Source organism: Mucilaginibacter sp. (assembly GCF_039925265.1).
Classification (GTDB): Bacteria; Bacteroidota; Bacteroidia; order Sphingobacteriales; family Sphingobacteriaceae; genus Mucilaginibacter.
The window spans coordinates 45,794-69,529 of the sequence record NZ_JBDSZG010000050.1; the positions used below are offsets into that span (position 1 = coordinate 45,794).

Consider the following 23,736-nt stretch of genomic DNA (forward strand, 5'->3'; position numbering starts at 1 on the left):
ATGAAAAATATATTAATAACTATAAGCCTGCTATTGTTTGGCACTACGCTTTTAGCACAACAAAAAACAGTTGCGGTTAACGATTCGCTTAAGGCTACTTACCAGGGTGGCGATATTATTATTGGCCTTGTGCCGCCTGTATTCAACGGCGATAGTTTGCATATTGATATCGTACGTAAAGGCGCTGACGGTACTAAGCAAATCAAAACAAATTACAGGATACCGGCGGGCAAATTATCGCAACTTGCTGATACCAGCACCCGCCGGGCACCTGGTGTTTATCAATACCTTGTTAATGTGCGCAGCCGCACTACACTGCTGCAAAGTAAAAAAGTTTGGGGCTATGCTTTCGCACCTGATGCCAAACCGCTGGCTACAGATCTTAAAGCTATTAACAAAAAGGGCACAAATAATATTGCTATTAGTTGGAGCATTGCCAACAATTACGCTATGCGTAGCGCGGTGCTAATGCGCAGCCGTAAAAAAGATAGAGACTATAGCCCCATCACCACTGTAACCAATACAGATAGCATTTATGTTGATAAGGTGAACGACGCCCACGAGCCTTTTTTTTACCGTTTAGATATGACTAATGTGGTTACAGGCGAGATTTCGAGTTCTGCATCGATATTTGTATTGCCCGATTATGCTATTTTACCTTTAGCCATAACAAATTTAAAAGCAACACAAAAGGATAACGTAATTACGGTTACCTGGGATACCAAAGATGAAAACACCCGTGGCTTTTACATCAAAAAACGCACTGCCAATCGCGATAGCTTTGTAGTGGCCTCAACGGTAATCACTAAGTCTAAAACCAGTAAATATTTGTGGAAAGATAGTACAAGCACGCTGGTTAATAACCAAATGTATCAGTATGTAGTTATCCCCGAAAGTAATTCATTTAACAAAGGTATAGCAACAGATACAGCCACTGTATTATACAGTAAGGCCCATACTCCACTGTCACCGCCACAGGATCTGCGCATTATCAGTAACGATACTACCTACAACCTGGCATGGAGTGTTGACAGTGCTCGTATGACCGAAATGGCGGCCTATGCTGTTTACTACAAAAAAGCAAACGAAACTACATTTAAACCCCTGCCTAATGGGCTTGTGCGCGCTGCCTTAAATTACGTGGCCCTACCCAAACCTCAGGATGGCGATAAGTACCAAGTAAAGGCCGTTAATGGCGACACGCAAAGCGTATTTAGCTTGCCATTTACTTACAAAAACGCATTCGAAAAGAATTTTGGCCCTAAGTATTTAAAAGCCGCTGTCATTGATAAACAATTGTTTATTAAATGGCTTATCGGGGGTCATTTAACGGTAAAAGAGTATAGATTATATAAATACAACGGAAAAGCATTTGTGCTTACAGATACCATCCCCGCAGGGAAAGATGTAATTGCCACACTAAGTTACAAACCCGGACAGTTAAATATTTATCAGTTAAAAACTTTGAATACCGATAACATAGAAAGCAGTGGCAGTAACGTACTACAGGTAAATTAGCGGCACAGTTACATGGTTTTAGAAAGCGGTATCGCTTATTTAATAGAAGAGAAATTTTGTAAATTCCCCCATCGGGTTTGACCTGATGGCATTAATTATGAGAAAAAACGGAGACACACGGAGAGGTAGATAAAAAATATTCATTGGGAATTCCAGTCACATAATAAATATTATTTTTTCTTATCCGGTTTAGGCGAAGTAATTGACAATCAACCGAAAATAGAGATAACCACATAAGCCAGGTGGGCGCACAAACGACCTTAGCGGTATCGCTAAGGCCGTTTTTAGTTTTTGCAACTTTTCGAAAATCCCCATTGGAGCAAATGAAGGCTCAGTCCGAAAAGTTGATGAGGTGTATTAATAATCGCCTCCAAATACAAGCACAAGGTTTTCTAAAAGATCGCCCACTTACTTTTTACGGTTGTTTCCTGGGAAGAAGTTGGCCATTACAACCAAACAGTTTAGTGCTTAAACATAGCCTCGCTTTTGGCCGTTACTTTGCCTATCCTTTGATCCTTGCGCGAAACAAGTTCGCAAAGCTGTATGGCCGCGCTTTCAAAATCATCCAGGTTGTCACTCAGCAGCAGCCAGGCCGTATCGAAGCTTTCGTCTAATACAAAATCGGTGATGGCAGGGATCTCCGCCTTCAGGCTAGCGTGATCTTCCCGCCGGGTAGAGATCCAAATGCCGTTATGCTGTAAGTTTTTTCTAAGCTTTCGAAAGATCAGTACTATCTTTTTATCGAAATAAATATAAAACATCCCAATTGCCGGCTTTACAATGACACCGGCGGGCAGGTAGCCCAGCAAGAAGTCAAAGGGCATTGGTTTTTTCATGCGATCTTTATGAATACGCAATATAAGATAAAGGGTTCTTTATTTAGTTTGATGGTTTGATCTTAACTTAAATGCTGTCGCAATACGCCCCTAAAATGTCTCTTTTTCCCCTTTTCTAATATTTAAAAAGAAGTTAATTTTGAGATAGTTAAGCCGCTAAAATAAAATAGATCATCAGCAAAGGTTATAGTTACATGATCTATCAAAACAAATAGCGCGTACAATTTTTAATATATCAACACCAAATCATTTACCTATGTTACCCATCAAACCACACATCTGGTTCGACCAGAATAAAGCCAAAGAAGCTGCCGAATTTTACGCGTCGTTAATGCCCAATTCGGCTTTAGACTATGTTAGCCATTTTCCTATGCCCGGCGGGGAATGCGAAATAGTTGAATTTACTATGGCAGGCCAGTCGTTCCTGGGTATCAGCGCCGGGAAAGGATTAGAGATCAGCCCTGCTATTTCCTTTATGATCAATTTTGATCCCTCGCGTGACCCGGACGCAGCAAGTCGTATTGACGAAGTTTGGAATAAATTGGTAGACAACGGATCGGTGATGATGCCGCTGGACCGCTACCCTTTCAGCGAGCGCTATGGTTGGGTAAGCGATAAATACGGTGTGTCCTGGCAACTGATCCTTACCAATCCCGACGGTGAAGAAAGGCCGGTGATCGTTCCTTCGTTGATGTACACCGGCCAGGTGGCCGGTAAAGCCAATGAAGCTATCGACTTTTACTGCTCCGTGTTTAAAGACGGTAAACGCGGTACTACGGCCCCGCGCACGGAAGATATGGGACCAGATAAGGCAGGTAGTTTGATGTTTGGTGATTTTTATATAGACCAAACCTGGATGGCTGCCATGGACAGCGCGCATCCACACGGCTTTAGCTTTAACGACGCGGTGTCGCTGTTGGTACCTTGTGAAACGCAAGATGAGATTGATTACTATTGGGCAGCGCTTTCTGCTGATGGTGCACCCGGGCAATGCGGCTGGCTGAAGGATAAATACGGCGTATCCTGGCAGGTTGCATCAACGGTTATGTTAGAAGGACTGAAAAACGGCAGCCCTGACCAAATTGTACGCATTACGCAAGCTTTTATGACCATGAAAAAACCGGACGTAGCCGCCCTGCAGCGAGCTTATGATGGCCAGTGATCTGGAAGTCGCTTAATTAAATGATCGCCGAAATTCTAAAGGAGAAAGGTTAGTTTTTGTTTTAAATAGCTTATTAAACGATTGCGGGTGTTCAAAACCCAAAGCGTAGGCAACCTCACTTACCGATAAGCTGGTGGTTGATAACCTTTCCTTGGCTTTTTCTATGAGTTTATTGTGGATGTGCTGCTGTGCGTTCTGACCGGTTAGCGAACGCAGCATATCACTTAAATAACTTGGCGATATGTTCAGGTTTTCGGAAAGGAATTGAACGGTTGGGATGCCTTGTGTTAACGATCTTTCGTTATTAAAATAATCGGCTAACAGGTCATCCAGCTTTGCCAGCAGATCGTTGCTCACTGCTTTGCGGGTTATAAACTGACGTTTGTAAAACCGGTTGGCATAATTGAGCAATAACTCCACCTGGGAAATGACCACGTCCTGGCTAAAATCGTCAATCCGGCTGTTCAGCTCTTTTTCTATCATTTTAAAGATCTCCATAATGGTTGCCTTTTCATCTTCCGAAAGATGCAAGCCTTCATTGGTAGCATAAGAAAAGAAGCCATATTGCTTAATGCTTTTAGACAAAGAATGACCTAAAAAGAAATCGGGATGAATGAGCAAAGTATACTCCGAACACACCGCGCCATCACTATCAGTGTTACCTATAACCTGGCCGGGAGATATGAATAACAAGCCACCTTCATCAAAATCATAATAACTCTGGCCATACTGTAGCTTACCGCCCAATTTGGGCTTGTAAGATATTTTATAAAAGCCCAGTACATGGTGTTGCGGCAGCGCCATGTTTTCGGCCTGCACCTGGCGGCCATTTATGAGGCTAACCAATGGATGCATGGGTTTAGGTAAACCAAAAAACTGGTGCGCTTGCGATAGCGACGCAATTTGCACAGGGCTGTTTTCTTCTTTTTTCATCTTTAGCACTTATATAAAATGATAACCGATAAGTTTTATAAATATCGGTTATCATTGGTCTGTTAGCAAGTATAATTACTTTGATAAGCTTTGGGCCGAGCTGGAAACAGCGTCCCACTCTTTCCATGTTGCCAACCGTTCGGCGTAGGTAGAACGTGTCCATTCTAAGTTGTGACTACCGAGATTGAACCGCAACGGAGGGTTTTCCGAATCTACCATTTTAAAAAGAGCTTGTGGGGTGGCGTTGGGATCGCCGCGCTCCATAGATTTCATCCTATCAAAAAACTGTGCTTTATAGTCGGTGTAAATATCAAGCCCTGCTACAAATTTTAACGATTCCTGGCTGCCAAATTCGGTGGCATAAGCACCCGGTTCAATAATGGTTACTTTGATGCCGAAATCCTTTACTTCTGCCGCTAAGCTTTCGTGGATAGCCTCAAAAGCCCATTTTGAGGAGCAATAGTAACCAATTACAGGCAAGGTTACATGCCCCAAGTTGCTTGATGTACCCAGTATGTGGCCGCTGCCCTGTGCCCTAAGCAATGGCAATGCCGCCTGGATCACCGCAAGCGGGCCAAAAATATTGGTTTCATACATCGCTCTAACATCGTCTGCACCTGCTTCCTCAATGGTACCTACCAATGAATAACCGGCATTGTTAAGTACAATATCTAATCGCCCGAAATGCGCGTGTGCCTGGATAACCGCGCTCTTCACTTGCTCGGGGTTGGTTACATCCAGTTCTAAAGTCAGGACGTTATCGCCGTATTTGTCGTTGAGGTCGGCAATGCTTGACAATCTGCGTGCAGTGGCTGCAACCTTATCTCCACGCTTAAGCGCCGCATCGGCCCAAATGTGACCGAATCCCCTGGAAGCGCCGGTGATAAACCAAACTTTGTTATCGGTACCAGGCGTTTGAGCAGAGCCAACGCCCGAAGTTTCATTCTTATTTTCCATGATTTCTTTTCTTGTTATTGATACCTCAAAGGTCAGCAGTCCTCATTCGCTATTTGTAGCCTGATTGAGGACAATTGTAGCCGAAATGAGAAATAGCGATAATGGCCTTCTCTCCTATTTTGAGCGTGAGGCTCCTGCAATGCGGAAGAAGTTAAATTTGGGATTGATGATATTTTGAAAGCATTTTTTCCACGTGTTCGTTGAAATAGCCAATTACTTTTGTTTACATTGCATATACTTTATAAACCTCTGTCGCCAGTATGTACAAGCTGCCATCTTTAGTTTTTGCTATTGTGTTTTTGAGCATGGTTGTACTTACCCAGTTTCTTACTTATCAACAGTATAAAATCTCAAAAGCCAAACAGAAGAACGAATTAGAGCATGAGGCTACCGCTACAAAAGACCGGTTCCGTAATATCTTGTTTAGTGATGTGGCTGCAGCCAATACGCTTGCAATTATATACAAGCAATATGGGGTTCCCGCCAGGTTTGACAGCATAGCCCGCCAAATACTAAGCAACAGCCCTTATGCGCAGGCCCTACAGATAACCGAAAACGGTATAGTAAAAAATGTTTACCCCGATGCGGTTTATAAAGGCACCATCGGCACCAACGTTAATGCCGATCCGGTACGAAGAGCCGAAGAAGCCCGCGCTGTAGACCGGAAGGGCATTTACTTTGCCGGGCCACGGCGCCTGCGCTTTGGCGATACAGGGATATTGGGAAAGGTGCCCATAATTATTAACAACAAAGTAAAAGCTGTTGCCACGGTACTTACGCGGCTGGCGGTAATTCAAAAAGAGCTTGAGCAAGCAGGGGTTGACAAGAAAAAATTCGCATACCAATTATTAAAGGTCCAGAACAAGGTTATTGCGCCTTTCCCCTTATCTGATACCAAACCCGCCAGGGAAAGCGAACATATTGACATTGAAATACCCGAGGGCGACTGGCTGCTGCGCATCAGCTACAGTGAGGGTTATGTTGCCGATAGGTTCCTCTTTGAATTATCGGGCATGGGCATCCTACTATCGCTTGCTGCGGGTTTGCTTGCTTACCGTAAAGCCCGTGAACCTTTCAAGCTTAAAGAAATAATAGACATCAAAACCTCCCAGGCTGATAAGATGAATAAGGAGCTGAATCTGCTTAATCAAATCAACGATATTATCCTTTTCGAACCAGATATTCATCAGCTTTACAGCCGGGTATGTAGCTGTATTGTGGAATCGGGCGGGTATTTACTTGCCTGGATCTGCCACAAACCAGATGTGAACGCTACAGACCAAACAGTCGTTCCGCTGGCTGCAATTGGCGCTACCGAATATTTAAAGGATGCAAAGATAGTGCTCGATGACCCCGAGCGATCTAACGGGCCAACCGCAATGGCTTTACTTACCGGTAAAACTGTCGTTAATAACGACGTGGCCCATTCGACGTATTTTGGTCAGTTTGTAAAAGATGCAATTTTTTTTGGTATCCAATCATCGGCCTCGTTGTACCTTAGCCTCGGCGGCGATAAAAGCGGGGCGTTAGTAATTTATTCCGCCAAATCAAACGCATTTGATGAAGATGAGGCGTCGACACTTAACCGCCTTGCAGCTAACTTATCCATCGCAGTCCAAAACATCAACATCCGCAAGGAAAAAGAGGACTCCCAGCACCAGTTACAGGAGCGGGTAAAAGAACTCACCACTATTTACAAGGTTAATCAAATACTTCAGCAGGAACATGTTGATACGGATGCGCTGCTACAGCAAATAACAGAAGTATTGCCGCCGGGTTGGCAATACCCCGAAGTGTGTGAGGCGAAAATATCGTTTGATGGCAAAGAATACAAAACACAAGGTTACCGGGATTCGATAAACAAGCAGAAAGCCGATTTCAATTTACTTGATGGCAGAAAAGGAAGTATTGAAGTAATTTATACTGCGAACATGCCACCGGAGGCAGAAGGGCTATTCTTGAAGGAAGAGCGCAGCCTTATTAATTCCATAGCCGAAGCCATAGAGGTTTACTTTGATGAGGATAGCCAACAGGCAGAGCTTGTGGAGTCGGAAAATAGGTTCCGCGGGGCTTTTGAAGATTCGGCAATTGGCATGGGGATTACTTCGATAGAAGAAAACGCTATGGGGCGGTGGATAAAAGTAAACCGGTCGTTATCCGAAATGCTGGGGTATACCGAGGAAGAGCTATTATCGCTCACGTTTATGGATGTTACCCATCCTGACGATCTTGCAAAAGACCTGGCTGCCCAGAATAGTATTCTGCAAGAGAAATCAGACACCTATCGTCTGGAAAAAAGGTATATCCATAAAGATGGAAGCATTGTTTGGATCAACCTGAATGTATCGCTCATAACAGATATGGATAAGCGTCCGCTATATCTTGTTGCCCAGGTAGAAAACATCACGGAGAAAATAGAGTCCCAATACAAGTTTCAAAACCTGGTGGAGAACTTTATCGTCGGCGTATATATCATTCAAAACGACAAGATCGTGTACGTCAATCCAAGGGTTATTGAGGATATGGGGTATAGCGAGGAAGAGATCATTGACGAAGCTTTCGAAAAATTTATTTATCCGGATGATATCGGGGTGGTTAGAGAAAACATTAAGCAACGGGTGGATAATGAGATCACATCAACCAGCAGGTATGAAACACGGGTGGTTAAAAAGGATGGCCAGCCCATATGGTTCGAAATATTAGGAGGAGCAACTTTATACCGCGGCGTGCCTGCACTTATTGGCACAATGGTAAACATTACCGAACGAAAAGCTATTTATGACGAACTGAAAAGGTCGGAAGCTAATCTAAAGTCGATGTTCGAAACTACGGACGTATCATACATGTTATTTGATACTAAATACAATATTATTGCTATTAACAAACACATGAAAGATATTTACTTACATGCTGCTGGTATGGAATTGCGGGCTGGAGGTAATATAGCTGATTCACTTTTACCCGACAGGCGAGAAAATGCGCTTGCAAGATACGACCGGGTGATACAAACAAACCAATCAGAAGATTATGAAATATCATATACAAAAGATGGAGTTTCTCACTATTTTATCGCAAACGTAAAACCTGTTCATGATGGCAAAGAGGTAATAGGGCTATGTATTTCGGGCATCGATATTACCGAACGGAGAAATGCTCTTGAGCAGTTGAAGCAGTTGAACAAGAATTTGCAACAACAAGCCGAGGAACTGGCTGTTTCTAACGCCGACCTGGAACTCTCGAAAAAAATGTATAGCGAACTTTTTAATCTTAGCCCTTTACCAGCATGGGTTGCAGACATTAATAACTTCCGGTTTCTGGATGTTAATAATGCGGCGGTACAGCATTATGGCTACACGCGTGAAGAGTTTTTGTCAATGAGTTTAGATGTGATCAGGCCAGTTGAAGAAATCCCCGATATGCTGCGTGCTGTTAGTGAACGAGCCAATCATAAGGATGGTATTTACAGCAGGATCCTGACCCATAAAAAAAAGAACGGTGAATTAATGAGTGTTGAAATCCAGGTGGCACCAATTAAGTATTTGGGCATTAAAGCCAACATTGCGATAGCCACGGACATAACAGAAATACAGAATTACATCAAGGCAATTGAAAGTCAAAACACACGCTTACGCGAAATTTCGTGGATCCAATCTCACATTGTACGCGCGCCACTATCGCGAATGATGGGGCTGATACCAATGCTGAATGATTTTAGCAACACTGCAGAGGAACAGAAAGAGATACTCGATTATCTTTTAATTTCGGCCAATGAGCTGGATGAAACTATAAAAACCATTACTGATAAATCGAGAATTGAAGACTTTAAGTCGTTAAAATCTGATAATGGGGAAAATAATGGTTAGGTATTACTATCCCGGCGCTAAAACAATAGCCGTTCAATAAAACGTAAGTAGCCTAAATGATGTCATTAAGGCTACTTGCGTTTTATTGTTTTAGGAAGGCTATTTGTTTTCCCATTCCAGCGTACCTTCTTTCTTGCGGTAAGGTGTTCCTGTCCCGGTGGTTAAAAAGGTGTACAAACTCTGCATAAAATAATTCCAACCGGGCTCACATACATCGTAGCACTCAATAGTTTGGTTCAATCCTTGGTGCAGTACGGTTAATGTTGTTCCGGTTGCGTCACTTGCTATGGTCCAAATTATTCTCGTGCCAACCCATTCATCCTTTTTTTTCAGGGCCTCCATATCAATATACGCTTTCAGGCACACCCACACAACTTGCTGGCCGGGTATTGCTTCCGCTATCTCGAAGGTTTTTTTTGTTTCACCGAAGGCTATATTATACTGGTCGCCGTTTTGGGCGGCCGCACCCGAAAAATCGTCGCTCCACCAATCTTGTATGTGTTCGGTTAGCGCTTTATATACCTCTTCAGCCGAATTGTTTACGCTGATACTTTTTTGGTAATCATTCATATGGTTTTTTAATTTTATTTTATTCACAGATCATTAATTCACCTCGGCATTATTGGACTGTCCCAAGTTTTCTCTCATCTTCGGTTTGCGGCTTGTCCTTGCCGTTGGGCTGACCTTTACCTGTGGTGATAAGGTTGCGCAAACTGTTTTGGATGTAGTTTGTCCAGGCACCCCGGCATACTTCGTAACACTCATATTGAGGCACCAGCCCCGCGTGCGTGAATACGATAGCAGTCTGGCCATCTTTTTCCGAGATCTCAAAGATCACCTTCGTCCCCTTCCATTCGCTGTTATCCTTAATAAAATTAAAATAGTTATCCATAACCAGCCAAACCACCTTCTTGCCGGGCACAGATTCTATTATTTTCATTTGGCAGCGGTGCACATTTTGGTAATGATACTTAAACTCGCTGTTGAGTTTGGCTGTATTGCCCTCTATTTCCTCGGACCACCAACCGCGTACGTTATTAATGGCGTCGAAAGCTTGTTTTGGAGTTTGGGCTACCAGGATGGTGGTTGTAAAATCTGCTGTACTCATTTTATTTGTGTTTTGTTGTTTTTGAGCAAAAGAGGATATGGCGGATACGCTGAGTATCACCATTAACACCCCTTTTATGAATTTATAGTTATACATTATTTAATTGTTGTGATGAACTGATAAAACAAATTTAGTGTCTTAATCTAACAATAGCATGGTGCGAAACAGACATTATACCGGGTTGATTTGGACATAACATGCATGTATATTTGTTTAAAATTCCGAGGTATGAAACAAGTTGTAATAATTGTCCCGAAAGAATACGCTAACCTGGCCAGTGTAACAGGCGCGTTCCAGATCCTGGCCCGTGCAAACGGCTATTGGCTGGGGCTTGGAAACAAGCCGAAAATGGAGGTGCGTATTGCCGGGTTTATTAGCGAACTAAAACTGGACGGCGGGTTCTTCTCCATACATCCCGTAAATATTGAGGATCTCCCAAAAACCGATCTGGTGATCATCCCCTCTGTTTCGCACGAGTATGTAAATGTAATTAAGCATAACACCGCGCTCATCAGTTGGATAAAGGAGCAGTATAAAACAGGTGCCGAGATTGCAAGCATTTGCACGGGTGCGTTTTTACTCGCCGCTACCGGCTTGTTAGATGGCAAAATATGTTCTACCCATTGGAATGCCGCGAGTGAGTTTAGAAGATTATTCCCGAATATTGAGCTCCATACAGATAAATTAGTAACGGCCGACCAAGGCATCTACACCAATGGTGGGGCTTACTCGTTTTTAAACCTGATGCTTTTCCTGGTAGAAAAATATTTCGACAGGCCAACGGCCATCTTCTGCTCCAAAGTTTTTCAGATTGATATGGACAGGAACTCGCAATCGCCTTTCTTTATCTTCCAGGCGCAAAAGAACCACGGTGATGAATTGATTGGCCAGGCACAGGCTTTTATTGAGGCAAACTTAAGCGGGAAGATCTCGTTTGAAGAGCTGGCGTCAAAGCTAGCTATCAGCAGGCGAACGTTCGACAGGCGTTTTATACGAGCCACGGGCAACACCCCCGTAGAATACCTGCAGCGTGTAAAAGTAGAGGTTGCCAAAAGCACGTTAGAAAAAGGAAGGAAAACCATCTTTGAGGTGATGAACGATGTTGGATATTCGGACGATAAAGCGTTTAGGGAAGTTTTTAAAAAGATAACCGGCGTATCCCCTTTAGATTATAAGGCTAAATATAATTAACGTTCTTCACGGTTTAAACTGTTTGAATTATACACTTTTTCGTTTGATGGCTGTTAGTACGTACGGCCGGGGTATATTTGTATTGCTGTAAATTGGCAGGTAATTTGCCGCCAATAAAACGAATAATTTAAACGGATCAACATGGAAATAAAACGTAATGGCACACAGCCTTCAGCAAAAGGCCCCGCCGAATACTTTACCGGGACAGTACGGATAGATCCGCTGATCAATCCGCCGGAGCCATCGCGCGTGGCCATGGCATTGGTTACTTTTGAACCGGGTGCCCGTACCGCCTGGCACACTCACCCCTTTGGGCAAACGCTTATAGTTACCGCAGGTGCTGGTTGGGTGCAGCATGAGGGCGAAACGAGGCAGGAGATCCACCAGGGCGACGTAGTATATTTTACCCCGGGCGAAAAACACTGGCACGGTGCTACCGCCACCACAGCCATGAGCCATATTGCGATACAGGAAAAACTGAACGGTTCGCCGGTAGATTGGATGGAACAGGTTACCGACGAACAATACAGCCGCGCCTGATAGATTCCGCATGAGTTCCGAAAACGCTTATTAATATACCTCAAGCAAAAGAGCAACTGCCTATCCGGTTGGCTGCTCTCTTATTTTAGCGCTTGGTTTGCTTTGTCGACAGAAAAAATAAGAACCACTAAATATATAACAATCTGAATTTAAATTAATTAAAACAACGGTGTACCATATTGAAACAATAGTGGAATAGCTTTTATAACCGCGCAGGTAACATTGTCCTCATAAACCAATTAAAAATTTATGAGGACAATTTACACAACTTTCATGTGTGTCATCTGGCTTTGTATCAGCGCTGCAACCGCGTTGGCACAGCAACGCCAGGTAACCGGCGTGGTGACAGATCAGCAGGGAATTACGCTGCCTGGCGTCACCATCGCGGTAAAGGGCACATCCTCTGGGGCAGTCTCAGATGCCAAAGGCGCTTTCTCCATCTCTTTACCCGGCAAGGAGGCCACGCTTGTTTTTTCGTTCATCGGGATGAAAACCCGCGAGGTGCAGGTTGCAGTCGGGCAAAGCAAAGTAGATGTATCGCTGCAAAATGCCAGCCGCGACCTTAACGAGGTGGTGGTTGTAGGTTATGGTACCACCAAAAAGAGCGACGTTACCGGCTCGGTAGGCTCCATCAAAGGCAGCGATCTTAACCGTGTACCATCGGCCAACGTAGACCAGCTTTTACAGGGCAAAATTCCCGGTGTGCAGGTTATCGCGCCATCTGGCCAGCCCGGTGCAGGTGCAACTATCCGTGTGCGTGGTTACGGCTCGCGCAGCGATGCTAACGCGTTGGTGGTTATCGACGGGATCCCCTTGGGCGATGCCGGCGGCATTAAGCAGGTAAACCCGGATGATATCGAATCTATCGAGGTATTAAAAGATGCGTCATCAGCGGCTATCTACGGTTCGCGCGGTGCAAACGGGGTTATCCTCATTACCACCCGCCGAGGCAAAACCGGGCAGGCACGCATCGGTCTGACCGCGTTGACTACGGTATCAACCCTGGGTAACAAGCTCGATCTGTTTACCGACCCGGTGGATGTGGCGAGCATCAACAACGAATCGCGCATCAACGGTGGCGAAGCGCCCCAATATGTTGGTCAGGTTATCGGTGGTACATACTACCCTTCTGTAGCAGAACTGCGCGGTATCGACCCAACAAAACAGCCATGGCCTTACAAAACCAACTGGGTAAACTTGGTTTACCGCAACCCTATCTCGCAGAGCTATACGCTCTCGGCAGATGGCGGTACCGATAAAACAAAATACTCCGTTTCGGGCAATTACTACAATGAGCAAGGCCTGGCCATTAAAAACGGTTATGAAAAATACATCGGCCGCGCCAACCTGGAGCAAAAATTAAAATCGAATGTTACCCTTTGCGTAAACATCATCGCCAACTGGACAAAGAACTACGGGCAAGGCTTATCTGTAGATAGGAACATCATTTTCCCGGCTTACAATCCCGATGGTACTTACTTCCATATCGGCAGTAACGATTATAACAACCCGGTACAAATTGCCAACGAGGTGCTTAACAAAAGCAAAACGTTAGACCTCTTGTCGTCAGCCTATATCAGCTGGGATATCGTGAAAGGCTTAAATTTCCGTACCCGTATCAGCAATGCCTTCGGTAACTCCATCAGCGATAATTACCAGCCAAGGGATGCTACTTCATCGGGCTACCAGTTCCAGGGTTTGGGTACGGTGAGCAATTATGATTCGAACCACCTCATCGTAGAGAACTTTTTAACCTACGACAGGGACTTTGGCACCAAACATCACATCAACTTTGTGGCAGGTACCAGCTACGAAACCCAAACCGTGCGTACCTCCAGCATACAGGGCCAGGGCTTTGTGAATGATATTTTAAAGGACGAGAACCTTGCAGGTGCAACCACTTACCTGGTTGCCAATAACTCCACCAAATCGGTATTGGAGTCGTACTACGGCAGGTTCAACTACAGTTTCCTTAACCGTTACCTGTTCACCTTTACCGGCCGTACTGATGGTTCGTCAAAATTCGGTGCTAACAACAAATACGCCTTCTTCCCTACCGGCGCAGTAGCCTGGAAAGTGAACGAAGAGGCGTTTATGAAGAACATCCCGCAGGTATCAGAACTGAAACTGCGCGGCAGCTATGGTATCGTTGGTAACCAGGGCATCTCTCCTTACCAATCGTTATCCTTGCTCGGTAGCTACAAATACTTTACCGATGGCGGCTTCCAAACCGGTTACGGCCCGCCGTTTTTTAACGATGGCTCTAATACAAATGGTAAAGTGTTCAACGGCTTAGGTAACAAAAGCCTGAAATGGGAAACCACCCGTCAGCTGGATATTGGTATAGACCTGGGCTTGTTTAACCAGCGCTTTACCCTCAACGCCGATTACTACTTTAAACACACTACCGACCTTTTAAGACTGAACCAGATAGCCCTTTCATCAGGCTACAGCGTTATCCAGATCAACGATGGTGTTATTGATAACAAGGGTTTTGAGATGGGCGTAAACGCGCAGATCCTGCAGGGCAAATTCGATTGGAGTGTTGGCGGTAACTTCAACTTAAACCGTAACAAGGTGCTGAACATTGGTGGTGGCAACTCTATTGAGGCCGCGCAAGGCGATATAGAGGCCATCCGTGCGCCGCTTAATTACTACATTAACGGTTACCCGGCACAGGTATTTGTAGGTTACTTGTTTGATGGTATTGTGCAGCAAACCGGTGGCACTTCCCCGGTAGACGGCACGGTGCAAAAAGCAGGCGACCTGAAATACATTGCAGGCGGTCCGCTGGCGGTTGGCCAAAACGGTAAGTACATCATCGGTAACCCTAACCCCGATTTTACTTACAGCTTTAACACCAGCTTAAAGTATGCAAGGTTCGACCTTTCCACCCAGTTTTACGGCGTGAAAGGGAATGATGTGTTCAACTTTTCTAAATTCACCCCAAGCGCGCAACTGCAACGCTGGACACCCGATAACCCAACCAACCTTTTCCCAAGCGTAAACTCTACCAGGGTAAATTACGCGTCGGACTGGTATATCGAAAGCGGCTCCTTCCTGCGCATCCAGAATGTGAATTTAGGGTACACGCTTAAGCCGCAAACCATCAAAGGTATCTCCAACCTGCGGGTTTACTTCTCGGGGAACAACCTGTACACCTTCACCAAGTTCAACCCAAGCTTCGATCCTGAAGTGCAGGAGAACGGGCAGTTTGGTGGCAACTACCGTAAACCACGGACTTATTCATTGGGCGTAAACGTTAGTTTCTAATTTTTAAGAGCAAACAACATGAAAAAAATAAAATATATAGCGCTGGTTTTAGCTGTTACCGGCTTCACCGCCTGTAGAAAACAACTGGACGAAAAGCCGTACGGATTTCTTTCTACCGAGAACTTTTACAAAACAGAGGCAGATGCTAATTCGGCGTTGATCTACGCCTACTCTATCCTACCCGATCTGGATTATTACTCGCGTAACTTCATCACCCTAACCGAGGCACCCACTGAGGATATGGAGATAGCCGCAGGTAAAAGCGCGGATAACGTTTTGCTGGATAAACTATCGGCAACATCAACAAACGCTACGCTTAGGCCGGGCTTTCAGCTGCCTTACGTTGGTATAAACCGGGCGAATTTGGTTATCGCCTATGTACCTGCCATCACCAAAATAAGCGATGCCGCCAAAAACGAGATAATAGGCGAAGCATACACATTGCGTGCCCTGCATTACTTTAACCTGGTGCGTTTATTTGGCGCAGTGCCGATGCACCTGGAGCCTGTTGATGACCCGAGCAAAACCAACCTGTCTAAATCATCTATGAAGGTGATTTATGATCAGATTATTGCCGACCTAACCCAGGCAGCAGGCATGATGGACCAAACCCGCCGCCTTGGCCGTGTAAACCAGGTTGGTGCCTGGGGGCTGTTATCTAAAGTGTACTTAACGCTGGCATCGGGCAAGGCAAGCGGTTCGCCGGGGTACGATTTTGTGGCTAATGCCGATGAGATGTACGCTAAAGCCAAAGAGTTTTCGGGCAAGGTGATCAACGAGCAAACCGCCTACGGTTTAGACCCAAGCCTGGTTGCCATTTACGACGTGAACAAAAAGGCAGGTCCCGAGCACCTTTGGGATGCCAGTGCCGACCGTACCGGCACCAACGAAGGCCTTTATTCCAAACTGCCTAAAATGTTTATGCCTAACCTCAACTTCAGGTTGCCGAACGGTGTATTCGTACCGGGTGGCTTCAATGAGTTCTTAACCGAGGCAGCCCTTTATAACAGTTTCGACGCGAATGATAAACGGAAAACCCAGCTCATCATCTCCACCATAAGTGATGTAAACGGCGGTAATTCCGGCACCGGCCCAACGCAGAATTTAAGCATCACAGATGCTTACACCCGTCCGTTCAGCAATAAGTTTAACGATTCGGGCTGGCAGGCGGGCGACCAAACCAGCTGCAATACCCCTATCCTCCGCTACTCGGACGTGTTATTGGTTTATGCCGAGGCAAGTGGCCCAACTACCGAAGGTTACGCCGCTGTTAAAGCCATTCGCATCCGCGCCGGGCTTGGCGATCTGCCGCCGGGCTTAACCGTGCAGCAATTCAGAGATGCCGTATTGCAGGAACGCTCATGGGAGTTGTGCTTTGAGGGTCAGCGCCTTTTCGACCTCCGCCGCACGCATAACATAGAAAATATACTGGTAACCAAATACGGCAAAACCGTAAGCGGGGACCCGTACTTTTTTCCCATCCCGCAATCGGAAGTTGACAGGAACCCAAATCTTTAAACAAAAAAGAATCAAGAAAATGAAACGCATAAATTATCTATTTATACTTACGGTGTTGCTCTTCGCGGCCTGTAAAAAAGACCCGGCGGCAGGCATCCAAAGCCACGAGCGCGCCATAGAGGCCGTAAGCCTAAGCGACGGGCTGGTGCAGGTTGGCCCGGCCGTGGTAGACAGGCCCAACGCTACCGTTACCGTACGTGTATTGCTGCAAGCGGGCACCACGTTTAACGCGGTGAAGCCTACCATCCAAACCTCTTACAAATCGTCGGTTACCCCGGCATCCGGCCAGGTGGTAGATTTTGCCGCCAACAGCAACCGGGCTAAATACACCGTAACTTCCGAAACCGGTGAAGCCCGCGAATGGACGGTGATCATCCAGCCATTTACCGAGGCGCTTTTAGGCACCTTTACCATTCAGGATTATACCCTGTATGGCGGTACAGGTCCTCAGTATGGTGGCGGGTCTGTGTTGAATATGGCGTCCAAATCGGTATGGCCCGCAAACGGACCGGCATCGGAATACGACAACACCTTAACCTTTACTTACACCGGTATTACAGCCGATGGTAATACGCAGGGCGACGTAGTGAACGCGGCAGGTGCCGATGGCGCTTACGCCGATTTCACCTACATTAAAAACCCGGTTACCGATGTAAACGGCAAGTACCGCGTTATCCCCAAAGGTACCGGCAAATGGCTGCACAACTACGCTAATAATACCATCACGTTCACCTTTACCGATGGTACAACCAAGGTGTGCACCTTTGATGGCGCGGGCACCAGCGACCTGGGCAACGGGCTGAAGAAAACCATTACCGACAATGCGTTCACATTCGCCATAGCGGGTGCCGATGATTACGGCAATATCTACAGCGACTATGATAAGATAGTAAAGCGCCCATACAAGCTTTGGATTGATGTTAAGAAACAATAGTAAATTTATAACAGCGGGCGTAATGTTTATGCCCGCTGTTAACACTTAAGCCTGATGGTGAATACCCTGAAAATCAGTAAGAAAACGGCAAACACAAGTTCACTTGCGGATGCCATAAAAAAACAGCCGGTAATACGGTACCTAAGATCGTTATCTATGAAAAAGAGAGCTATAATTTCAGCAATAGGCTTAATGGGGATGGCATTTGCCTTTTACGCCTGCCAAAAAGAGGTTAAACAATCGCCGCCGGCACCGGAGGTTATTTTACCGGTGATCCCCAACACGCCGTTTAAATCGTTAAAATATCTGTACAGCATCAGTGGCACAAAAGTGCTGAGCGGAATCCACAACCGCGAGCCAAACTCCACCCCTGCTGTGTGGACCAACAAAGCCTTCAGCGTTACCGGCAAATACCCGGCGCTGTGGAGCGGCGATTTCCTGTTCCAGGCGGATAACATTATGAACCGCCAGGTAATGACGGATGAAGCCGTCGCCCAGTTTAAAAAAGGTGCTTTGGTAAATATTATGTGGCACTCCTGCAACCCTGCCCTTGCAGAACCTTGCGGCTTTGACGCCACCGGTGTGCAAAGCAAATTAACCGACGCGCAATGGACGGAACTACTAACAGACGGTACCGTCATCAACACCAAATGGAAAGGTTTGGTGGATGAGATCTGCGTGTACCTGCAGCAATTAAAAGATAAAAACGTGGAGGTGCTTTGGCGCCCATACCACGAAATGAACCAGGGCGCATTTTGGTGGGGTGGCCGCCCGGGCGCCAACGGTACCCGCAAGCTGTACGAGCAACTGCACGATTATATGACCAAAACAAAAGGCCTCACCAACCTCATTTGGGTGTGGGATATCCAGGATTTTGGCTCATTAGGCAGCGATGCATCTGCCTATAAACCGGGCGATGCATACTGGGACGTAGCAGCGCTGGATGTGTACGATGGCAGCGGCTACACCAAAGCCAAATACGATATTATGGTGGCAGCGGCAGCCGGTAAGCCCATTGCCATTGGTGAGTGCGAAAAGCTGCCCACGGCTGATGAGCTATCTGCACAGCCAAGGTGGACGTTCTTCATGAGCTGGTCGGAACTTACCTTTTCGGGCAATACGGAGGCGAATATCAAAGCACTGTATACATCGCCAAGAGTGGTGAATCTGGATAAAATGCCGGGCTGGTAAGATTATAGTTTAGTTTATATTGGTTGATTGGGCGGGGGTATCTCCGCCCTTTCTTGTTGCTTAGGGAAGGCGCGTATTTTAGTTGTAAATACGGCTGGTTTAGGGTTAACATAACTTAACACAATTCAAATATATATTTTATAACACACTGATATACAACTGTTTAATTTTTTACAGGGTTAACATATTTTGCACCTTTTATTATCAGTATGACCCGTCCTGACCCGCTATATGCTAACACAATCTCAAACGTGATTTTATCGGTACTTTTGATGGCTAAGGTGCAAATTTTGTATTGTAAAAATATTGTCTCAAATGCGGCAAACACGGTTTACACGTCTTCATCACCGCTAAATGTTAAAATAGTATTACTTTATTTTAGCGCCTAAACTTAGCTTTGATATACAATTATAAATGACCGGTCGGGATGCTTCCTGAGATATCCCCCTGTCAACATTTGCTAAATTACACGCCGGTTGCATGAGATATTTACGAGCATTCATCCTGTTGCTTTCGTTTGCGCTGTTTGCAAATGTTTGTAAAGCGCAGTTCACTATTCAGCAAATAGATAACAGCAGCGGTTTATCCAACAGCTGCATCAACTCCATTTACCAGGATAGCGATAACATCATTTGGTTTGGCACCTGGGATGGACTAAACTACTACGACGGCAACAATATCCACGTTTTTAATTACGAAAAGGCCGGCAATAAAAACGCCATCGCGAGCAATGTGATCTACCAGATAGAGGGCGATAAAAGCCGCAACATCTGGATCGGTACAGTGCAGGGCCTCAGTAAATTCAATAAAAACACCGGCGATTTCACCAACTACTTCTACAACGCCAAAAAGATCAAATCGAGCGGATTTACCGTGGCGATAGATAGTCACGACGAGGTATTCGCCGCAAACAAAAACAGTTCGCAGCTTTATCATTACAATAAACAGAAAGACGCTTTTGATAAGATAGCAATTAAAGGCCTGCCCGATTTTATGCTGGTGAAGATCCTTTTTGATGAACAGGATAACCTATGGCTATTAAAGGATAATGGCATCCTCGAAGCTTTTAAGCACACCGAAAAAGGCTTTGAAGCGGTGAAGCAATTTAAATCGGTACAAGATATCGATAACGTTTTCTTCAGCAACCACCGCGTGTTTTACACTACCAAAACCGGGCAGCTGAATTTGATTGACAAGCAATATCAAAAACAACAATTGACCAGCCTGCCGCACGAGGTACGTTCCATGGGTTTCTTTAAAAATCATTATGTATTTGCATGGGCATCAAAGGGCATTGGCGAATATGATGAGCAATTTAAACCTACCCCCATTATTGCCGTGCAGATCCCAGTACTGCAAAATGTGCGGATTACCTCGCTGATGAATGATGCCACCAGTCTGCTTTGGTTTGGCACCGATGGCAACGGTGTAATGAAAGTGGCTAAAAAAGAGAACTACTTCGGCATTGTGCAAAAGCAACCGAACGGGCAATCTTTCCATATCCCCGTAAGGGCATTCTCAGATATCAACGGCGAATTGTGGATCGGCACCAAGGGCAACGGCATCATCACCATAAAAGATTGGGGCAGCAAAAATGTGTCCTTCTCGTCCATCAATACCTTTCACACCAATGTGGATCTGCTGGATAACTGTGTTTACGCCATCGAAAAAGGGCGGGATGGGCTGGCTTATATCGGCTCAGATGCCGAGGGTATAACCGTTTACGACCTTAAACGGAAGAATTTTATCCGCTGGAGCGAGATCATCAACAGTAAAGATTACCCGTCCTTTGGTTCTGTGCATTGCGTACTCCCGGACAAGGATGGTTCCGTTTGGCTTGGCTTGAACGAAACGGGTTTGGTGCATTTAAAATTGGAGCAAAACACCGCGGGGCAGGTACGGATCAGTTACCTGCAAACCTACCGTTTCACGGGCGATAACAAAGGCCCGGCCAACGATGTGATCTATACGCTGGCACAGGGCAGCAACAACCGTATATGGATCGGTTGCCGGTATGGTGGACTAAACGTATTTGATAAAGCGACAAAGACTTTTAAAACCTTCAAGGCATTCTCCTACAATGGCAGCCTGTCTAACAATGATGTGCTGTCGCTCTTTGTAGATAAGGCGCAAAGGTTATGGGTAGGTACCAGCTTTGGCCTCAACTGGATAAACGAAAACGAAGCGGCAACCGCTACCCACCCGGTATTTAAAAAACTGAATACCGGCAACGGCCTGCCAAACAACACCATCCACGCCATTAATGATGATAACCAAAACAACATCTGGATCAGTACCAACAAGGGGTTGGCGAAGATAAACCCGCAGACCTTAAAAATTGTGCATTACAAGGAATCGGACGGTTTGCAAAGCGACGAGTTTAGCGATAACGCGGTTTGGAAGGATAGGGCAGGAATGCTGTACTTTGGGGGTATTTATGGCTTTAATTATTTTATGCCGCAAAATATAAATGTAAGCAACGAGCAACCCCACCTGCTCATCTCGGATATGCAATTCGCCGGAAAGAACGCGCCGGAAAGAGGGCTAAAAGTGCTTACTAAGAACGGCTCGGTAATTAACCAGCATTATGTTTTAAAGCCACAGGATAATTACTTTGAACTGAACCTGCAGCCTATCACCTACACCAATTCGCAAAAATGCCAGTACGCTTATTTTTTGGCCGGGAGCGATAAAGGCTGGCACTTTATAGGTAAGCACGAGAAGATCATTTATAACAACCTCCCTCCCGGCGACTACACCTTGCGGATAAAATGGAGCAATGGCGAGGGTGTTTGGACACCCGGCGTAACCGCTTTCACCGTTACCGTTAAGCAGTATTGGTGGCTTACCCCTATCGCGTTCGCGGGTTACATCACGCTTATTTTTTGCGCGGTCTCCCTGTTTGTTCGCTACCGCAAAAACAAGTTCGTGATGGCGCAGGAGTTAAAAATGGAACACTTGCTGCGCGAGAAAGACGAGCACCTGCACCAGGAACAACTCAACTTTTTCACCAATATAGCGCACGAACTGCAAACGCCATTAACACTCATATTAGGCTCCCTGGAGCGCTACCTGTTCAAATCAAAAAACGCTGGGCAGCAAGAAAAAGGGGGTAATTTCCTTTCCATCGTAAAACAGGAAGCATCGAGGCTGCATTTCCTGGTGCACCAATTATTAGAGTTCCGCAAGGCAGAATCGGGGCAATTACAAAACCATTACAGCTATTTAGATGTATCGGAATTGCTGATTAACCGTTCCGGCTTGTTCAATGCCCTGGTGGAACAAAAACAGCTCGATTTCTCCTGCAATGTAGACGGCGGGATGAGCATGTGGATGGATAAGGACAAGCTGGAGAAGATCATCTTCAACCTCCTATCCAACGCTTTTAAACACTGCGAAGCCAAAGAGTATATCATATTTGATGCCCACCCCAAAAAAGGCACCGGTATGCTGGAAATTGTGGTAGCTAACTCCGGCTGTAAACTTACCGATAAAGAAACCGGCCAACTGTTCGACCGTTTTTTTGTACTGGATGGCAGCCAGCAAAATAAGATCAGTTCGGGCATTGGGCTGGCCTTTACCCGCCAGCTGGTGAACCTGATTGGCGGCGAGATCAGCGTAAGTTGCGAAAATAACTGGATTGCGTTTAAAGTGTTGCTACCCTTGAATTTTGTTCCTGCTGACGCGCACCAAACCGTTGAGCTTAGCGATAAAAACGACAGCGCATCGTATATCTTCGGTTCGCTGCCGGATACGCAGAACCCGGTCGGTCATTTTAACCTGGCAGATAATAACAAAAAATCGCTGGTAAAAAGCTTTGAACAGGAGGAGAAGAAAGCCATTTTAATAGTGGACGATGAGGAGCTCATTCGTTTCCTTTTAAAAGATATTTTAGGCGAGGGTTACATCATTTACGAAGCATCAACCGGCAAACAGGCCATTGAGGTGATCAACCGCGCCATGCCCGATCTCATCATCAGCGACATTATGATGCCCGATATGAACGGGTTACAACTGTGCGACCTCGTGAAAAACACAGCCGAAACCTGCCATATTCCATTCGTCGTGCTCTCTGCCCGTACCACCATTCAACACATGACGGAGGGCTACAGCTGCGGTGCCGATGCCTATATCCCTAAGCCATTCCAAACCGAGCACCTGCTGGTGCGCGTGCAAAAATTACTGGAGTACCGCGATAAACTGCACCAGGTATTTAGCGCGGGCAGTACAGGGCTTCAGTTAGATACCCGCGACCTGGATGCCAGCGACAAAAGCTTTATTGAAAAAGTAACACGCGTAATTGAGGATAATATTGACGAAGAACTCGACGGTGCATTTTTAGAGAACGCGCTTAACCTCAGCAAAATTCAGCTGTACCGGAAGATAAAAACCCTCTCGGATATGACACCGACCGAACTCATCAGGCATATTCGCCTGCAAAAGGCATCGGTACTGTTAACCGCGTCGGACCTCACCGTATCCGAAATATTTTACCGTACCGGGTTCAATAACAAAACGTACTTTTTCAGGGAGTTTAAAAAGATCTATAGCTGTTCGCCTAATGAATACCGGGCCAGGCATAGGCTATCAGTGATCAAATAACGGGGTATCGCCCGGTTCAGCGCTGTAGAACTTTGGTACTTTATTAGCATTTTGTTTACAAATAAAGCTACGCGTTTGGGTTTATTCCCTGCAGGTCTTATACTTGTATC

General features: G+C 45.6%; 15 protein-coding genes. 10 read left to right on the forward strand and 5 right to left on the reverse strand.

Annotated features, from left to right (window positions below; translation table 11 throughout):
• A complete protein-coding gene (locus ABIX36_RS23030) occupies positions 1-1,518 on the forward strand; it encodes a hypothetical protein (protein ID WP_348084517.1) in 1,518 nt (505 codons plus the stop codon).
• A gap of 461 nt (positions 1,519-1,979) precedes the next feature.
• Here ABIX36_RS23030 and ABIX36_RS23035 read toward each other — a convergent pair whose 3' ends face one another.
• Positions 1,980-2,342 carry a hypothetical protein gene (locus ABIX36_RS23035; protein ID WP_348084518.1) on the reverse strand — a complete coding sequence of 121 codons (363 nt, stop codon included), beginning with the start codon at positions 2,340-2,342 and terminating at the stop codon, positions 1,980-1,982.
• Positions 2,343-2,610: 268 nt separating this feature from the next.
• On the opposite strand from ABIX36_RS23035, the gene ABIX36_RS23040 reads away from it, so the two are divergent.
• A complete protein-coding gene (locus ABIX36_RS23040) occupies positions 2,611-3,516 on the forward strand; it encodes a VOC family protein (protein ID WP_348084519.1) in 906 nt (301 codons plus the stop codon).
• Between the two features lie 12 nt (positions 3,517-3,528).
• Here the strand turns inward: ABIX36_RS23040 and ABIX36_RS23045 are convergent, their stop codons facing one another.
• Together ABIX36_RS23045 and ABIX36_RS23050 are read right to left on the reverse strand one after the other, a co-directional pair.
• Positions 3,529-4,449 carry a helix-turn-helix transcriptional regulator gene (locus ABIX36_RS23045; RefSeq protein WP_348084520.1) on the reverse strand — a complete coding sequence of 307 codons (921 nt, stop codon included), beginning with the start codon at positions 4,447-4,449 and terminating at the stop codon, positions 3,529-3,531.
• 75 nt (positions 4,450-4,524) lie between these two features.
• Positions 4,525-5,406 carry an SDR family NAD(P)-dependent oxidoreductase gene (locus tag ABIX36_RS23050; protein WP_348084521.1) on the reverse strand — a complete coding sequence of 294 codons (882 nt, stop codon included), beginning with the start codon at positions 5,404-5,406 and terminating at the stop codon, positions 4,525-4,527.
• 260 nt (positions 5,407-5,666) lie between these two features.
• Here ABIX36_RS23050 and ABIX36_RS23055 point away from each other — a divergent pair, with 260 nt between their 5' ends.
• Positions 5,667-9,269, forward strand: coding sequence for a PAS domain S-box protein (locus ABIX36_RS23055; RefSeq protein WP_348084522.1), 3,603 nt, complete (start codon positions 5,667-5,669; stop codon positions 9,267-9,269).
• 99 nt (positions 9,270-9,368) lie between these two features.
• Here the strand turns inward: ABIX36_RS23055 and ABIX36_RS23060 are convergent, their stop codons facing one another.
• Complete coding sequence (locus ABIX36_RS23060; RefSeq protein WP_348084523.1) at positions 9,369-9,839, reverse strand: SRPBCC domain-containing protein; 471 nt, start codon at positions 9,837-9,839, stop codon at positions 9,369-9,371.
• Positions 9,840-9,888: 49 nt separating this feature from the next.
• Complete coding sequence (locus ABIX36_RS23065) at positions 9,889-10,377, reverse strand: SRPBCC domain-containing protein (RefSeq protein ID WP_348084524.1); 489 nt, start codon at positions 10,375-10,377, stop codon at positions 9,889-9,891.
• A gap of 228 nt (positions 10,378-10,605) precedes the next feature.
• On the opposite strand from ABIX36_RS23065, the gene ABIX36_RS23070 reads away from it, so the two are divergent.
• The 7 genes from ABIX36_RS23070 (at position 10,606) to ABIX36_RS23100 (ending at position 23,626) form a co-directional block, all read left to right on the forward strand.
• Positions 10,606-11,568, forward strand: a complete 963-nt coding sequence (locus ABIX36_RS23070; protein WP_348084525.1) for a helix-turn-helix domain-containing protein — start codon at positions 10,606-10,608, stop codon at positions 11,566-11,568.
• Between the two features lie 141 nt (positions 11,569-11,709).
• Positions 11,710-12,108, forward strand: coding sequence for a cupin domain-containing protein (locus ABIX36_RS23075; RefSeq protein ID WP_348084526.1), 399 nt, complete (start codon positions 11,710-11,712; stop codon positions 12,106-12,108).
• A gap of 249 nt (positions 12,109-12,357) precedes the next feature.
• Complete coding sequence (locus ABIX36_RS23080) at positions 12,358-15,381, forward strand: TonB-dependent receptor (protein ID WP_348084527.1); 3,024 nt, start codon at positions 12,358-12,360, stop codon at positions 15,379-15,381.
• Between the two features lie 18 nt (positions 15,382-15,399).
• Positions 15,400-16,899 (forward strand): RagB/SusD family nutrient uptake outer membrane protein, encoded by a 1,500-nt coding sequence (locus tag ABIX36_RS23085; protein ID WP_348084528.1) that lies wholly within the window; start codon positions 15,400-15,402, stop codon positions 16,897-16,899.
• 19 nt (positions 16,900-16,918) lie between these two features.
• Positions 16,919-17,833, forward strand: a complete 915-nt coding sequence (locus tag ABIX36_RS23090; protein ID WP_348084529.1) for a hypothetical protein — start codon at positions 16,919-16,921, stop codon at positions 17,831-17,833.
• Positions 17,834-17,989: 156 nt separating this feature from the next.
• Positions 17,990-19,024: a glycosyl hydrolase gene (locus ABIX36_RS23095; protein ID WP_348084530.1), complete on the forward strand. Its 1,035-nt coding sequence runs from the start codon at positions 17,990-17,992 to the stop codon at positions 19,022-19,024.
• A gap of 480 nt (positions 19,025-19,504) precedes the next feature.
• Positions 19,505-23,626 (forward strand): two-component regulator propeller domain-containing protein, encoded by a 4,122-nt coding sequence (locus ABIX36_RS23100; protein ID WP_348084531.1) that lies wholly within the window; start codon positions 19,505-19,507, stop codon positions 23,624-23,626.
• Positions 23,627-23,736: the final 110 nt, after the last annotated feature.